Source organism: Nocardia sp. CWNU-33 (assembly GCF_046764895.1).
Taxonomy (GTDB): domain Bacteria; phylum Actinomycetota; class Actinomycetes; order Mycobacteriales; family Mycobacteriaceae; genus Nocardia.
Window position 1 is genome coordinate 76,748 of record NZ_JBKOQN010000010.1, and the last position, 13,840, is coordinate 90,587.

15 protein-coding genes are annotated in these 13,840 nt (G+C 66.3%); 8 read left to right on the top strand and 7 right to left on the bottom strand.

Features of this window, described 5'->3' with window-relative positions; genetic code table 11:
* Positions 1 to 414 precede the first annotated feature (414 nt).
* The 4 genes from acs to ACLMAL_RS15945 all read left to right on the top strand — a co-directional run bounded on the left by acs (position 415) and on the right by ACLMAL_RS15945 (position 5,323).
* On the top strand, positions 415 to 2,370 hold the full coding sequence (gene acs / locus ACLMAL_RS15930; RefSeq protein ID WP_411999767.1) for an acetate--CoA ligase: 1,956 nt from the start codon (positions 415 to 417) through the stop codon (positions 2,368 to 2,370).
* 180 nt (positions 2,371 to 2,550) lie between these two features.
* Positions 2,551 to 3,768 (top strand): Na+/H+ antiporter NhaA, encoded by a 1,218-nt coding sequence (gene nhaA, locus ACLMAL_RS15935; protein WP_328412640.1) that lies wholly within the window; start codon positions 2,551 to 2,553, stop codon positions 3,766 to 3,768.
* Between the two features lie 39 nt (positions 3,769 to 3,807).
* Positions 3,808 to 4,314: a phage holin family protein gene (locus tag ACLMAL_RS15940; protein ID WP_411999768.1), complete on the top strand. Its 507-nt coding sequence runs from the start codon at positions 3,808 to 3,810 to the stop codon at positions 4,312 to 4,314.
* 73 nt (positions 4,315 to 4,387) lie between these two features.
* Complete coding sequence (locus ACLMAL_RS15945; RefSeq protein ID WP_411999769.1) at positions 4,388 to 5,323, top strand: alpha/beta fold hydrolase; 936 nt, start codon at positions 4,388 to 4,390, stop codon at positions 5,321 to 5,323.
* A gap of 36 nt (positions 5,324 to 5,359) precedes the next feature.
* Here ACLMAL_RS15945 and ACLMAL_RS15950 read toward each other — a convergent pair whose 3' ends face one another.
* Genes ACLMAL_RS15950 through nth form a run of 4 tightly spaced genes read right to left on the bottom strand, consistent with a single transcriptional unit; the run spans position 5,360 to position 8,569 of the window.
* Positions 5,360 to 6,553: a MarP family serine protease gene (locus tag ACLMAL_RS15950; RefSeq protein ID WP_411999770.1), complete on the bottom strand. Its 1,194-nt coding sequence runs from the start codon at positions 6,551 to 6,553 to the stop codon at positions 5,360 to 5,362.
* On the bottom strand, positions 6,550 to 7,266 hold the full coding sequence (locus ACLMAL_RS15955) for an NUDIX hydrolase (RefSeq protein WP_411999771.1): 717 nt from the start codon (positions 7,264 to 7,266) through the stop codon (positions 6,550 to 6,552). The genes ACLMAL_RS15950 and ACLMAL_RS15955 overlap by 4 nt, the downstream gene beginning before the upstream one ends.
* Positions 7,263 to 7,892 carry a TlpA family protein disulfide reductase gene (locus ACLMAL_RS15960; RefSeq protein ID WP_411999772.1) on the bottom strand — a complete coding sequence of 210 codons (630 nt, stop codon included), beginning with the start codon at positions 7,890 to 7,892 and terminating at the stop codon, positions 7,263 to 7,265. The genes ACLMAL_RS15955 and ACLMAL_RS15960 overlap by 4 nt, the downstream gene beginning before the upstream one ends.
* A complete protein-coding gene (gene nth, locus ACLMAL_RS15965; protein WP_411999915.1) occupies positions 7,889 to 8,569 on the bottom strand; it encodes an endonuclease III in 681 nt (226 codons plus the stop codon). The genes ACLMAL_RS15960 and nth overlap by 4 nt, the downstream gene beginning before the upstream one ends.
* A gap of 244 nt (positions 8,570 to 8,813) precedes the next feature.
* Between nth and ACLMAL_RS15970 the strand changes: the two genes are divergently transcribed.
* A complete protein-coding gene (locus ACLMAL_RS15970; RefSeq protein ID WP_411999773.1) occupies positions 8,814 to 9,056 on the top strand; it encodes a hypothetical protein in 243 nt (80 codons plus the stop codon).
* Positions 9,057 to 9,204: 148 nt separating this feature from the next.
* Positions 9,205 to 9,879 (top strand): Crp/Fnr family transcriptional regulator, encoded by a 675-nt coding sequence (locus ACLMAL_RS15975; RefSeq protein WP_011206875.1) that lies wholly within the window; start codon positions 9,205 to 9,207, stop codon positions 9,877 to 9,879.
* Positions 9,880 to 9,992: 113 nt separating this feature from the next.
* Here the strand turns inward: ACLMAL_RS15975 and ACLMAL_RS15980 are convergent, their stop codons facing one another.
* Genes ACLMAL_RS15980 through ACLMAL_RS15990 form a run of 3 tightly spaced genes read right to left on the bottom strand, consistent with a single transcriptional unit; the run spans position 9,993 to position 11,470 of the window.
* Entirely contained in the window at positions 9,993 to 10,790 is a 798-nt protein-coding gene (locus ACLMAL_RS15980; RefSeq protein ID WP_411999774.1) for an MBL fold metallo-hydrolase, read from the bottom strand.
* A gap of 43 nt (positions 10,791 to 10,833) precedes the next feature.
* On the bottom strand, positions 10,834 to 11,337 hold the full coding sequence (locus ACLMAL_RS15985) for a RidA family protein (RefSeq protein ID WP_411999775.1): 504 nt from the start codon (positions 11,335 to 11,337) through the stop codon (positions 10,834 to 10,836).
* A complete protein-coding gene (locus ACLMAL_RS15990; protein ID WP_411999776.1) occupies positions 11,309 to 11,470 on the bottom strand; it encodes a hypothetical protein in 162 nt (53 codons plus the stop codon). The genes ACLMAL_RS15985 and ACLMAL_RS15990 overlap by 29 nt, the downstream gene beginning before the upstream one ends.
* Positions 11,471 to 11,653: 183 nt before the next feature.
* Here ACLMAL_RS15990 and ACLMAL_RS15995 point away from each other — a divergent pair, with 183 nt between their 5' ends.
* Together ACLMAL_RS15995 and ACLMAL_RS16000 are read left to right on the top strand one after the other, a co-directional pair.
* Positions 11,654 to 12,673, top strand: coding sequence for an ArsA-related P-loop ATPase (locus ACLMAL_RS15995; protein WP_411999916.1), 1,020 nt, complete (start codon positions 11,654 to 11,656; stop codon positions 12,671 to 12,673).
* Complete coding sequence (locus ACLMAL_RS16000) at positions 12,670 to 13,824, top strand: ArsA family ATPase (RefSeq protein ID WP_411999777.1); 1,155 nt, start codon at positions 12,670 to 12,672, stop codon at positions 13,822 to 13,824. The genes ACLMAL_RS15995 and ACLMAL_RS16000 overlap by 4 nt, the downstream gene beginning before the upstream one ends.
* Positions 13,825 to 13,840: the final 16 nt, after the last annotated feature.

Below are 13,840 nucleotides of genomic sequence, written 5' to 3' on the forward strand. Positions count from 1 at the left end.
GGGGATCCGCGATGCACGCGTGAGTCCTTCCCAGCGCGCCTCGACTCGATCGCCTTGGAATGCCTGGGACAGTAGCTATTCGGACGACCGTTGTCATCGGATTGACCAAGGTTCATTCCACTTGTTACCAATCCGGCAACATGGCCGAAACACACAAAACTTGGCGATGAAAACGCTGATCTACCGGAACTATGCCGACGCTGGGGCCATCCGGTGTTCTAAGAGGTTGAAGAAGACGATAACTAGCGCGGGGTCGGTTTGTCAGGCGATCGGGCCGGATACGCGCCGCGGTGACGGGATCGAAACCCGGTGGGCACACCGGACGCGGCCTAGGTCACAGTTGATTACTGTCGAACTGGCCCACACCGGGTGCGTCGAATCGAGCGCTGCAGATTTCGTGAAGGAAGAGACGAGATGACCGATACCACCGCCGACCACACGGACTCGTACCCACCGAACCCGGAATTCGCCACGGCGGCAAATGCAGACGCCTCGTTGTATCAGCGGGCCGCGGCGGATCGCGACGCGTTCTGGGCCGAACAGGCCGGACGGCTGCACTGGGATCAGCCCTGGACACAGGTCCTCGATTGGCGCGACGCGCCCGTCGCGAAGTGGTTCGTCGACGGCAAACTCAACGTCGCCTACAACTGCGTCGACCGGCACGTACTGGACGGCCACGGCGATCAGGTCGCCATCCACTGGGAAGGCGAGCCGGGCGACTCCAAGGACATCACCTACCGCGACCTGCTCGCCGAGGTCAGCAGGGCGGCCAACTACCTCACCGAACTCGGCCTTGAGGCAGGTGATCGAGTCGCCATCTATATGCCGATGGTCCCCGAGGCCATCGTCTCGATGCTGGCCTGCGCCCGCCTCGGCCTCACCCACTCGGTCGTCTTCGCCGGCTTCTCCCCCACCGCGCTGCGCCAGCGCGTCGACGACGCCAGCGCACGCCTGATCATCACCACCGACGGGCAGTGGCGGCGCGGCAAGTCCGCACCGCTCAAGGAGGCCGTCGACGAAGCGCTCTACGCCCACGGCGATGTGCCGCACAGCGTCGAGCACGTGCTCATCGTGCGCCGCACCAACATCGAGGTGCCGTGGACCGAGGGCCGTGACCTGTGGTGGCACGAGACGGTCGCGCAGGCTTCCCCGGACCACCAGGCTCAAGCGTTCGACGCCGAGCATCCGCTGTTCATCCTCTACACCTCCGGCACCACCGGAAAACCCAAAGGCATCCTGCACACCTCCGGCGGCTACCTGACCCAGGCGGCCTACACCCACCACAACGTCTTCGACCACAAGCCCGGACACGACGTCTACTGGTGCACCGCCGACATCGGCTGGGTCACCGGACACAGCTACATCGTCTACGGCCCGCTCGCCAACCGGACCACCCAGGTCGTCTACGAGGGCACGCCGAACTTCCCGGACGAGCACCGGCACTGGCAGATCGTCGAAAAGTACGGTGTCAGCATCTATTACACGGCCCCGACACTGGTCCGGACCTTCATGAAGTGGGGTAAGGAGATTCCGGCCGCGCATGATCTGTCGAGCATCCGGCTGCTCGGTTCGGTGGGTGAGCCGATCAACCCGGAGGCATGGCGCTGGTACCGCGAGGTGATCGGCGCGGGCTCGGCTCCGATCGTGGACACCTGGTGGCAGACCGAGACCGGCGCCATCATGATCTCTCCGCTGCCCGGCGTCACCGCCGCCAAACCGGGCGCAGCCATGACACCGCTACCCGGCATTTCGGCGACCGTCGTCGACGAAGAAGGTAAGCCGGTGCAACTCGGGGAGACCGAGGCCAACGGCTACCTGGTGCTCGACCAGCCGTGGCCGTCGATGCTGCGCGGTATCTGGGGCGATATGGAGCGGTACCGGGCCACCTACTGGGAGCGCTACGCCGAGCAGGGCTGGTATTTCGCCGGTGACGGCGCCAAGCTCGACGCCGACGGCGACCTGTGGGTGCTCGGCCGGGTCGACGACGTAATGAACGTGTCCGGCCACCGCATCTCCACCGCCGAGGTGGAGTCCGCATTGGTTGGGCACTCGGGTGTTGCCGAGGCCGCTGTCGTCGGCGCCAGCGACGACACCACCGGTCAGGGCATCGTCGCGTTCGTCATCCTGACCGCCGAGGCCGAGGACACCGGAGCCGCGCTGGTCGACGAGCTCAAGGCGGAAGTGTCACGCGAGATCAGTCCGATCGCGCGACCGCGAGAGATCCACGTCGTGCCCGAGTTGCCCAAGACGCGCAGTGGCAAGATCATGCGCCGACTGCTGCGCGACGTCGCGGAGGGCCGCGAACTCGGCGACACCTCGACCCTGGTCGATCCGAATGTTTTCGAGGCGATCCGGTCCAGTCGCACCTGATCCGTTGCGGATAATTGGCACATCATAGGGCCGGTGACGATATTCGTCACCGGCCCTATCCGTTAGGATTGCGTAAGGTGTGCCGGGAAGTCTGGTCGGCATGCGGTCGCGTATCTGAAAGCCGATTCGGTGGGATTGTGCGTCCGCAGCCTTGACCAGCCGGCCGGAAGGTTTCCCGTGATCACCCAAGTGCGCTCGGAATTGACCCGGTATCTGCGCACCGAAACCGTCGGCGGCGCAATACTCCTGATCGCGGCCGCAACCGCATTGCTGTGGGTGAACTCGCCGTGGGGCGAGGGCTACGTGACGATGACCGAGACGGTGTTGCCCATCCCCCCGCTGCACCTGGATCTGACCCTGGCCGACTGGACCAAAGACGGTCTGCTCACCGTGTTCTTCTTCGTCGCGGGACTGGAGCTCAAACGCGAGCTCGTCGTCGGTGAGCTCGCCGATCCCAAACGCGCCGCGCTGCCGATCGTCGCAGCGGTCGGCGGCGTTGCCACCCCCGCGCTGATCGCGTTCTTGGTCGGCTTCGGCACCGAGGGTATGGATCGTGGCTGGGCCATTCCGGTGGCCACCGATATCGCCTTCGCGCTGGCCGTGCTCGCCATGACCGGTTCCCGCATTCCGGCCAGCGCCCGGGTGTTCCTGCTCAGCCTCGCGGTGGTCGACGATCTGCTCGCGATCCTGTTGATCGCGGTGCTGTTCACCAGCTCGGTCGCGATCCTGTGGCTACTGGCGGCCGCGGCCTGTTTCGGCGGCTGGGCGCTGGCCCAGCACCGGCGGATCAGTTCGCCGCTGGTCTATCTGCCGCTGGCGCTGATCGCGTGGTATGCCCTGCACGAGGCGGGCATCCATCCGACCCTGGCCGGCGTCGGGCTCGGCCTGCTGACCCGCGTCCGGCTCGACGAAGGCGAACACGAAGCGCCTGCCACCCGGCTCGAGCACCTGATCCAGCCGATCTCGGCCGGACTGTGCGTGCCGCTGTTCGCACTGTTCGCCGCCGGAGTTCCGTTGGACGGGAAGGTCTTCGGGCAGTTGTTCACCGACAGGCTGTCTCTTGCCATCATTCTCGGGCTACTGCTCGGCAAGACCATCGGCATCTTCGGGATCAGCTGCCTGGCAATCCGGTTCGGCGTCGCCAAACGCCCGGCCGAACTCGGTTACCGCGACATGTTCGCACTGTCGGTGCTCGGCGCGATCGGCTTCACGGTTAGCCTTCTTGTGGCAGAACTCGCGCTGGCCGACGTCGGAGACGGCTCCGCCATCGAATTGGCGAAGGCAGCGGTGTTGGTGACATCAATGGCGGCGTCGCTCGCCGGTTCGGCGCTACTGTTGCGGCGTGGGCGTGTCCACCAGGCGCGTCGTGACGCACGTGCGCTACAACCAGAAGAGTGAGGCCGAAGCAGTGTCGGGACAGGGAGAAGGGTCGACCAAGTGAGTTTCACAGACGGCGGTAACGGAACCGGCGCAAGGCGTGACCACACGGTCACATCGATTCCGCTCACCGACGCCAACCCCAACGGGTCGGCCACCTTCGGCAGCCTGGTCCGCGACGCGACCGAACAGATGTCGACACTGGTGCGCGCCGAGGTAGCGCTGGCCAAGGCCGAGGTCACCGGCGAGATCAAGAAGGGGCTGCAGGGCAGCGTCTACTTCATCCTCGCGCTCACCGTGCTGCTGTTCAGCACGTTCTTCTTTTTCTTCTTCCTCGGCGAGCTGCTCGATGTCTGGCTGGCACGGTGGGCGGCATTCCTGATCGTGTTCCTGCTGATGGTCGCCGCGACTGTGGCGCTGGCCGGACTCGGCTATCTGCGAGTGAAGAAGCTGCGCGCACCGGAAAAGACGATCGATTCGCTGAAACAGGCCCGCACGGTTTTGCCGAGCGGCTTCGGCTCCAGCGCGCACGAGGAACAGCTCTCCCTCGACAAGCCGCGCGACTGAGGCGACCACCGCGGACTCCGTCCGGCCGCGCCGACTAGGCGGTACCGCACGCCGACCACTAGGCTCGATCGGCGTGTCGTCGAACTCATTTCCGGATCCGTCCAGCGTCCGTTTCGACGGACCATGGACGCATCGGGACGTTCATGCCAACGGCATTCGATTCCATGTCGTGGAGGCCGCTCCCGACCGTGCTGATGCGCCGTTGGTTGTGCTGCTGCACGGCTTCGCGGACTTCTGGTGGTCCTGGCGGCACCAGCTGACCGGACTCACCGAACTCGGCTATCGGGCGGTGGCGGTGGACCTGCGCGGCTACGGCGACAGCGATAAACCACCGCGCGGCTATGACGGCTGGACACTCGCGGGTGATGTCGCCGGGCTCATCCGTGCGCTCGGCTACACCGAGGCCACCCTCGTCGGCCATGCCGAGGGCGGGCTGGTGTGCTGGACGACCGCGGTGCTGCACCCGCGGCTGGTGCGTTCGATCGCACTGGTGAGCTCGCCGCATCCGGCGGCGCTCAAGAGCGCGGTGCTGCGGGACGGCCGCCAGCGCAGGGCCTGGCTGCCGAACTTCCTGCGCTATCAGCTGCCCAGATACCCCGAGGGCCTATTGACCGCTCGGGACGGCTTCGAGGTCGAGCGGCTGCTGCGCCAGCGCGTCAGCGGATCATGGTCGAGCACCGCCGAATTCGTCGACACCGCACAGCGGATGCGCTCGGCCATCCAGATTCCCGGTGCGGCGCACTGTGCGCTGGAATACCAGCGCTGGGCCTTCCGTAGCCAGTGGCGTCCCGACGGCAGGCGCTTCATGGCAACCATGCGCGTGCCCATCGACATCCCGGTGTTGGCCATGCACGGCGAACTGGACAATTACCTGCTGCACGGCACCGTCCAGCGCGGCCTGCGGTGGTCACCGCAGCGACGCTCGGTGACCATCCCGGCCGCCGGACACTTCGCCCATCAGGAAAGCCCGGAAGCCGTCACCGTGGAACTGGCCAAGCTGCTCGCCTGACCGGCTGTCGGGCGCGAACGCGCCCGCGCAGCCGGATCAACTCAGCACACACGCCCCGGTGCCGACCGCCGTGTTCTCGGCCGGTGCGATGTCCAATTGGGCACGGACCTCGGCCAGGGTCAGGACATAGCCGGTGTCGTCGTCGGTGACCGCGGCGCCGAACACGACACCGAGCACCTGACCGTCGGCATCTACCAGCGGACCGCCGGAATTGCCTGCCCGGACCTGTCCGCGGACGGTGTAGACCTCGCGTTCCACGGTGCCGTTGCGGTAGATCGTCGGGCCGGTCAGATCCAAGGTCTCGCGGACTCTGGCCGCGCTGGCCGTGTAGGGCCCGCCACCCGGGTAACCGAGCACGATGGCGCTGTCGCCGGAGCGCGCGGGCGCAGGGGCCTGCTCTACCACCGGTGCGGTGAGGTTGGGCACCGCCAGCACCGCAACGTCCTTCGACGGATCGAACAGCACGACGGTCGCGTCCAGCGGACCGCGTGCGGTGTCCACCTGAACACTGGTGGTGCCCGCGACCACGTGCGCGTTGGTCATGACCCGCTCCGGCGCGATGACGAAGCCGGAACCTTCGAGCGCCCGTTGGCAGCTCGGCGCGACACCGCGGATGCGCAGCACGCTCTGCTGCAGCGAGGCCGCGACCGGGCTGGTGAGCACACTCGGGTCGGGCGGTTCGACCGCCGCGATCGGCGCGCGCCCGAACGGACCGATGACGTCCGGCAGCCCGGAGGTATTGAGCAGCTTGGAAAATTCGTTGGGCAGCCTGCGCAGCCAGTTGGGGGCGACCTCGTTGACATCGGCGAGCACCCGGGACCCATTGATCGCGGTGGCGATGGCCGGTTGCGAGGAGGAGGCCAGCGGCAGCGCGAGCAGCCATGCGGTGACGAGCACGGCCACCGCCTGCAGCACCGCGCCCACCGCACTGTCCACGCTGCGGGTCAGCGAATGCCGCATGCCGCCGCGCGCGGCCCGGCCGAGCACCATGCCCGCGACCTCGCCGACGATCACCAGCACCACGATCAACAGCACGCCGGTGAGCACTCTGGCGCGGCCCTCGTCGACGTGGATCAGGATGTGCGGCGCGATCAGAATGCCCGCAACCGCGCCGAGCACGACGCCGAGGAAGGCGAGCGCAGACGCGACCGCGCCCGATCGCCAGCCCGACGATGCGCACAACAGTGCGAGCAGCACGACGGCGATGTCGAGCCAGGCCGATGAACTCATAAGGTCATCCCCACTGCAGCCAGCGAAGTTTCGAGGTCACGTACATCGTTTCGATCCCAATCCCGTTCCCAGCCTGCGGCTTTGAACAGGCCGGCCAGAATACCGCCGGTCAGCCCCCACACCAGCATCCCGTCCACCTGGAACGCAGGACTCTGGTAACCGAGACTGCCGCGCACCAGAAAGCGGTTCGCCGGATCGAGCAGCTCGGCAAGCGGCACCCGAACCACCCGTTCGGTCTCGGTTTCGTTCACCACACCGACCGCGCGCGGCGTGCGCCAGTAGGCGACAACCGGGGTCACATCGAATCGGGACGGCGGCACGAACAACTTCGGTAGCACCGCAAGGGGTTCCACGCCTTCGCGCTCCAGCCCGGTCTCTTCACATGCCTCGCGCAGGGCGGTGTCGATCGGTCCGGCGTCGGCTGCCTCGACCTCGCCGCCGGGAAAGGCGACCTGGCCGCGATGCTGGCGCATGGTGGACGCGCGCTGGGTGAGCAACACGTCCGCATCGGCGGGCAACCCGCCCGGTGCAATGGGATCCGGTTCCGGTGAGCCGCTGAACAACACGAGCACCGCCGCCTGACGCGGCGCGCTGGTAATGGTCATGGCCCGGCGCATCGCACGCGCCAGCAACAGCGTGTCGGTGGCATCGGTGGTCGGCTCGGTCGCCTTGCGCAGCCAGGTCGGAATGTTTTCCGGTGTGGGAGTTGTCATGCCGCGACTCCCAGTTCGTTCGCGACGGTGTCGGCGATGTCCTCGACACCATCGAACGGGCGCACGATCGTCTTCGCGACCGACCCATCGGCGCGTAGCAGCACCGACACCGGTAACACCGCGGGCACTCCGACGGCGTTACGCACCCTGGTGCTCGCGTCGAGCACTCCCGGCAGTGTCACCTTCAGGTCGGCCAACAGTGCAAGCCCCCTTGCCTCATCCGGATCGCTGTGCACGGTCAGCACGGTAATCGCGTTCCCCGCTCGTTGGGCGTACTCCTGCAGATACGGCAACTCTTCAGCGCACGGCCCACACCAATACGCCCACAGATTCAACAGTGCGGGCTTGCCGGCCAGTGCGGCGGCCACGTCGACGGGTTTGCCGTCGGCAAGGCAGCTCAGCGTAATTCCGGCGAGCGGGCCGTGCCCGACCGCGTCCGCCGCCGGCCGTGGGCACGGTGCCAGTCCGGCGGCGGACCGCAACTGCTCGGGCACCGGTGCGCTCGGATGGATCTGTGCGCCGTCGACCGAAGTGTCGTCGCCGCGCGGCCACAGCGCGACAGCGAGTGCCACCGCGGTGATCAATCCGGCCAATGCCAAGCGTGCCGCGACAGGAACCTGCCTCACCTGCCCACCAGCTCGAGCAAGTGCTCCGCCTCCGGACCTTTCACGAGCTTCGCCGCGGTCTCCGGGTCGGTCGGGCCGGCCCCGAACGCGGGGCAATCCTTCGCGAGGACGCACACACCGCAGGCCGGCTTGCGGGCATGGCACACCCGGCGTCCGTGGAAGATCACCCGGTGCGACAGCATCGTCCAATCCTTGCGCTCGATCAGCGCACCGACGATGTGCTCGACCTTCACCGGATCTTCCTCGGCGGTCCATCCCCAGCGCCGCACCAAACGGCCGAAATGAGTGTCGACCGTGATCCCCGGCACGTCGAAAGCATTGCCGAGAATGACGTTCGCAGTCTTACGGCCGATGCCGGGCAACTTCACCAGTTCGTCGAGAGTGTGAGGTAATTCACCGTCGTACCGTTCGACGAGCGCCTGCCCGAGGCCGATCAGCGAGCTCGTCTTGTTACGGAAGAACCCGGTCGGGCGGATGTATTCCTCCAGCTCGGCGCGGTTTGCCTCGGCATAAGCGCGCGCGTCCCGGTACTTCGCGAACAGTGCGGGTGTGGTCAGGTTCACGCGCTCATCGGTGCACTGCGCGGAAAGTATTGTGGCGACGGCCAATTCGAGGGGGGTTGTGAAGTCCAGCTCACAATGCGCATCAGGAAATGCGACCGTGAGAGTGCGGTACATCCGACGGGCCCTTCGGACCAGGCCGAGCTGAGTTTCCGCTTGTCGGGCCCGGTTTTTCCGTTTCGGAACCGCGACCGTCACCGGCTGCGTATCGGTTGCCGCGGCAGCAGGCGAAGGCCCGCTCATGGCAGCGGTGGAGGGGGAGACACGCACCCGTCCACCATACGGAACCACCCCACAACGGTGCCCGTTCAGATCAGCTGCCGTGTTCCATCTGAGACCTCAGCCGTGTTTACTGCTCGATATGCAAGGACTCGCTGTGGTGCTCTTCCCAGTGCTGTTGATGCTGTTCGCACTGGGCATGGAGCGGGTCGAGAATCGGCTCCGAAAACTTCTCGAACCCGACGAAGAGGTTCAGCAGTACCTGGATAAGGCCAGCAACCCTGAGGTGAAGGAGCTGACGAAGCTCGGACTGCCGACTGCGGTGGCACGGATGCGCAAGCGCCGGTCCCGTGGAGAAGAACTGGACATCGCTCGCGCTAGCTGAACAAGGGGCCGAACCCCGTATCGGCGCGCCGCGCAATCCACTCGTTACGTGGTGTCTGTCACTGCGCTGCCCCAATGCCGCGTAGACTGCGCTGTTGGCCGAATCGCTTCGGTCCAGGACAGAGCCATTTCCCATAAGGAGCACATTCGTGGACGAGGCCCTCGCCAGAGCAGGCATCTTCCAAGGCGTAGAGCCCACCGCGGTAGCGGCTCTCGCCAAACAACTGCAGCCCGTGGATTTTCCGCGCGGCCACGTAATTTTCAACGAGGGCGAACCCGGCGACCGGTTGTACATCATCACGTCCGGCAAGGTGAAGATCGGACGACGTTCCCCGGACGGCAGGGAAAACCTGCTGACCATCATGGGTCCGTCCGACATGTTCGGTGAGCTGTCGATCTTCGACCCCGGCCCGCGCACCTCGACCGCAACCACCGTGACCGAGGTCCGCGCGGTCACCATGGACCGTGACGCACTCAAGTCCTGGATCGACCAGCGGCCGGAGATCGCCGAGCAGCTGCTTCGGGTTCTCGCTCGGCGTCTGCGTCGCACCAACAACAACCTCGCCGACCTCATCTTCACCGATGTTCCCGGCCGGGTTGCCAAGGCGCTGCTGCAGCTGGCTCAGCGCTTCGGCACCCAGGAGGCGGGCGCGCTGCGGGTCACCCATGACCTCACCCAGGAGGAGATCGCCCAGCTGGTCGGCGCTTCCCGCGAAACCGTGAACAAGGCGCTCGCCGACTTCGCGCACCGTGGTTGGCTGCGGCTGGAGGGTAAGAGCGTGCTCATCTCCGACTCCGAGCGACTGGCCCGGCGCGCGCGCTGAGCCGCCCCTCGGGCAGCTCCATACGTCGTCCCGGCGAACGCCGGGATCGAGTCGTAACGCACGCTCTGCTGTTGCGACTGGATCCTGGCGTTCGCCCGGGTGACGTTCCGCTCTCAGGCGTGCTGACTACGCAAATACTCCAGCTGCGCCTGCACTGAGCTGCGGGCGGCCAGCCACAGTCGCTTGTCGACGTCGGCGTACACCTTCCGCACCACCGCCATCGCACCCGCGTCCGGTCCGAGCACGCGCAGCGCTTCGCGCACCTGCTCGAGGCGTTCGTGCCGATGCGCGATGTAGTACCTGGCAACCGGCTCCAGATCCGGATGATCCGGTCCGTGCGCGGGCAGCAGTGCGCGCCCGGCGCCCACCGCTACCAGCCGATCCAGCGAGTTCAGATAGTCGGCCAGGGTGCCGTCGCTGGAATCGAGCACCGTGGTGCCGCTGCCGAGAATGGTGTCACCCGTCAGCACCGCATCGTCGAGCACGAAACTCACCGAATCGAGGGTGTGCCCCGGGGTGCCGAGGACGGTGATGCGCAGTCCGGCCGCCTCGATCACCTCGCCGTCGACCAGCGTTGCCTCGGAGTCGTGCAGGAACTCGGCCGTCCTGGCCCGCACCGGAGTACCGGTGAGCTCGACCAGACGGTCGATGCCACCGGTGTGATCGTGATGGCGATGGGTGATCAGCGTGAGGACGATATTGCCCTCGGTGACCCGGGCGATGGCCTCGCTGTGCGCTTTGTCCTTCGGCCCCGGGTCGACCACCACATAGCCCGACTCACCCGGTGCGCGCAGAATCCAGGTGTTGGTGCCCTCCAGGGTCATCTGCCCAGGATTGTCCGCGAGCAGGACCGCCGCGCTCGGCGTGACCTGCCGCAGCTGCCCGTATGCGGGATGAGTCAGCGTCGTCATCGGATTACCCCAGTCGATCGAAATTGGTGTTCCGAGAACCTGTTTAACGCACCTCGACGATTATCTCGACCTCGACCGGGGTGTCCATGGGCAGATCGGACACGCCCACGGCAGAACGTGCGTGCACGCCCGCGTCACCGAACACCTCGCCGAAAAGCTCCGAGGCGCCGTTGATCACCGCAGGCTGGCCCCCGAATCCGGGCGCGGAGGCCACGAATCCGACTACCTTGACAACCCGCACTACCGCGTCCAAACCGACCAGGTCGTGCACCGCCGCGAGTGCGTTCAGTGCACACTGCTGCGCAGCAGCCTTGGCATCCTCGACCGAAACCTCAGCCCCGACCTTGCCGGTTATCGACAGTTTCCCGTCGACGAACGGCAGCTGACCCGAGGTGTAGACGAGCGAACCGGTGCGGATCGCCGGTATATAGGCCGCAACCGGCGCCGCCACCGGGGGCAGGGTCAGTCCGAGTCGGGCGAGGTTCTTCTCCCACTGGGTCACTGGTCTGGTCCCTTCTCTACTTCGGGCGCTTGAGGTAGGCGACATGCTGCTCGCCGGTCGGGCCGGGCAGCACGGTGACAAGCTCCCAGCCCGTTTCACCCCACTGGTCGAGGATCTGCTTGGTCGCGTGCGTCAAAAGCGGAACGGTTGCGTACTCCCACACGGTCACATCACTCATAGCGGTGAGCGTATAGATGCGCGGGATTCGCCGCGCCCGCGGCACGGTGTCTGCACCAGCCTCGCAGACCGCGCTGTCTCACTGTCTGGTACAGAACGAGCGTCAAACCGGCCAGTAACCCTATCCCTCGGGCGCGATCTCAGAGCGGGTTATAGGCTCGCGATCGTGGGAGTACCAACAGCAGTGCCTATTTCGGCGGAGCCGGGGCTAGAAACGGGTTGGCCGGCGCGCGCGGAAAAAGCCCGCTTGCACTACGTGTCGGGAAAAGGGGGAACCGGGAAGTCCACGGTCGCCGCGGCACTCGCGCTGGCCCTCGCCGCGGGTGGGCGGCGGGTACTGCTTGTCGAGGTGGAGAGCAGGCAGTCCATTGCCCAGCTGTTCGATCTGCCCCCGCTGCCGCCGACCGAAACCAGGATTGCCACCGCCGACGGCGGCGGCGAGGTGGTTGCGCTCGCTCTCGATATCGAGCATGCCTTCCTCGAATACCTGGATATGTTCTACAACCTCGGGTTCGCCGGACGGGCGATGCGCCGCATGGGCGCCATCGAGTTCGTCACCACGATCGCACCCGGCCTGCGTGACGTCATCCTGACCGGCAAGATCAAGGAGTGCGTGGTCCGCAAGGACAAGGCGGGCCGGCTCGCCTACGACGAAATCGTGGTGGACGCACCGCCGACCGGCCGGATCGCCAGCTTCCTCGATGTCACCCAGGCCATGGCCGAGGTGGCCAAGGGCGGGCCGATCGCCTCGCAGTCCGAGGGTGTTTCGAAGCTGCTGCACTCCGATCAGACGATGATTCACCTGGTCACCCTGCTCGAAGCACTGCCGGTGCAGGAGACCGCCGACGCGATCGCCGAGCTCACCGCCGCCGATCTGCGGATCGGCGCGGTGATCGTGAACCGGGCGAGCAAAGGTCTTTTGCCCACCGAGGTGCGCGGCAAAGTCGCGCAGGGTGATATCGACGGCGACGCCATCGGGGCCACACTCGCCAAAGCCGGTATCTCATTGTCCGACCAGGACTTCCAGGGTCTGATCACCGAAACCGTCGAGCATTCGGCCACTCTGCAGGCGCAGGACGACAGCGCTGCCGAACTCGCCAAGGTCGACGTGTCGCGCCTGTATCTGCCGGCCCTCGCGGACGGTATCGACCTCGGCGGCCTGTACGAATTGGCCGAACATCTGAGCGCGCAGGGAGTCCGATGAGCACGCCGAGCTCGAATGTGGCTGTGCCACTGGATATTTCGAAAATAATTGCAGACCGGACCGCTCGGGTCGTCGTCTGCTGCGGTTCTGGAGGCGTCGGCAAGACCACCACCGCGGCGGCGATCGCGCTGCGCGCGGCCGAGCTGGGCCGCAAGGTTGTGGTGTTGACCATCGACCCGGCCCGCCGACTGGCCCAGTCACTCGGCGTCGCCGATCTGGACAACGCCCCGCAGCGGGTGCCGCTGGGCCCCGATGCCAAGGGCGAACTGCACGCGATGATGCTCAATATGCGCCGCACCTTCGACGACATGGTGCTCGAGCACACCAGCCCGGACAAGGCCGAGCAGATTTTCGCCAATCCCTTCTACCAAACGGTCGCCTCCTCCTTCGGCGGCACGCAGGAATACATGGCGATGGAGAAGCTCGGGCAGTTGGCGGGGCGCAAGGAGTGGGACCTGATCGTGGTCGACACGCCACCGTCGCGCAACGCCCTCGACTTCCTCGACGCGCCCAAGCGGCTCGGAAACTTCCTCAACGGCAGGATGATCCGGGTCATCATGGCCCCTGGCCGCGGCGTCACCCGACTGGTGACCGGCGCGATGAGCCTGGCGGTGCGCGGTGTGTCCACCATCGTCGGCGGCCAGATGCTCAAGGACGCGTCGAATTTCCTGCAGTCACTGGAATCGCTGTTCGGCGGATTCCAGGATCGCGCCGACCGGACCTACGCGATGTTGTCCAAGCCGGGCACGCACTTCCTGGTGGTCGCGGCCGCCGAGCCCGATGCGCTGCGCGAGGCTTCGTTCTTCGTCGACCGGCTCTCCACCGAACGCATGCCGTTGGCTGGTCTGGTGCTGAACCGGACGCATCCAGTGCTGAGCACGCTGTCGGCCGATCATGCGCTGACCGCCGCCGACCAATTGGCCGAGACCGACCCGATTACCTCGTCGGTGCTGCGCATCCATGCTCAGCGGGTTGCCACCGCGAAGCGCGAACAGCATCTGCTGCACCGTTTCACGGGCGCGCATCCGCGGGTTCCGATCGTCTCGGTGACGGCGCTGCCGTTCGAAGTTTCCGATCTGGAAGCGCTGCAAGCGGTCGGAGATCAGCTCACCGGGACCCCTGCTCCCGAGCCGGTCGTGATATCTGATTGATATAGGCCGCTCAACG

Coding starts and splice junctions, on each gene's coding strand:
- acs (WP_411999767.1), top strand. CDS start 415: ATGACCGATACCACCGCCGACCACACGGACTCGTACCCACCGAACCCG.
- ACLMAL_RS15950 (WP_411999770.1), bottom strand. CDS start 6,553: ATGAGTTCATCGGCCTGGCTCGACATCGCCGTCGTGCTGCTCGCACTG.
- ACLMAL_RS15955 (WP_411999771.1), bottom strand. CDS start 7,266: ATGACAACTCCCACACCGGAAAACATTCCGACCTGGCTGCGCAAGGCG.
- nth (WP_411999915.1), bottom strand. CDS start 8,569: ATGTACCGCACTCTCACGGTCGCATTTCCTGATGCGCATTGTGAGCTG.
- ACLMAL_RS15970 (WP_411999773.1), top strand. CDS start 8,814: ATGCAAGGACTCGCTGTGGTGCTCTTCCCAGTGCTGTTGATGCTGTTC.
- ACLMAL_RS15980 (WP_411999774.1), bottom strand. CDS start 10,790: ATGACGACGCTGACTCATCCCGCATACGGGCAGCTGCGGCAGGTCACG.
- ACLMAL_RS15985 (WP_411999775.1), bottom strand. CDS start 11,337: ATGTCGCCTACCTCAAGCGCCCGAAGTAGAGAAGGGACCAGACCAGTG.
- ACLMAL_RS15990 (WP_411999776.1), bottom strand. CDS start 11,470: ATGAGTGATGTGACCGTGTGGGAGTACGCAACCGTTCCGCTTTTGACG.
- ACLMAL_RS16000 (WP_411999777.1), top strand. CDS start 12,670: ATGAGCACGCCGAGCTCGAATGTGGCTGTGCCACTGGATATTTCGAAA.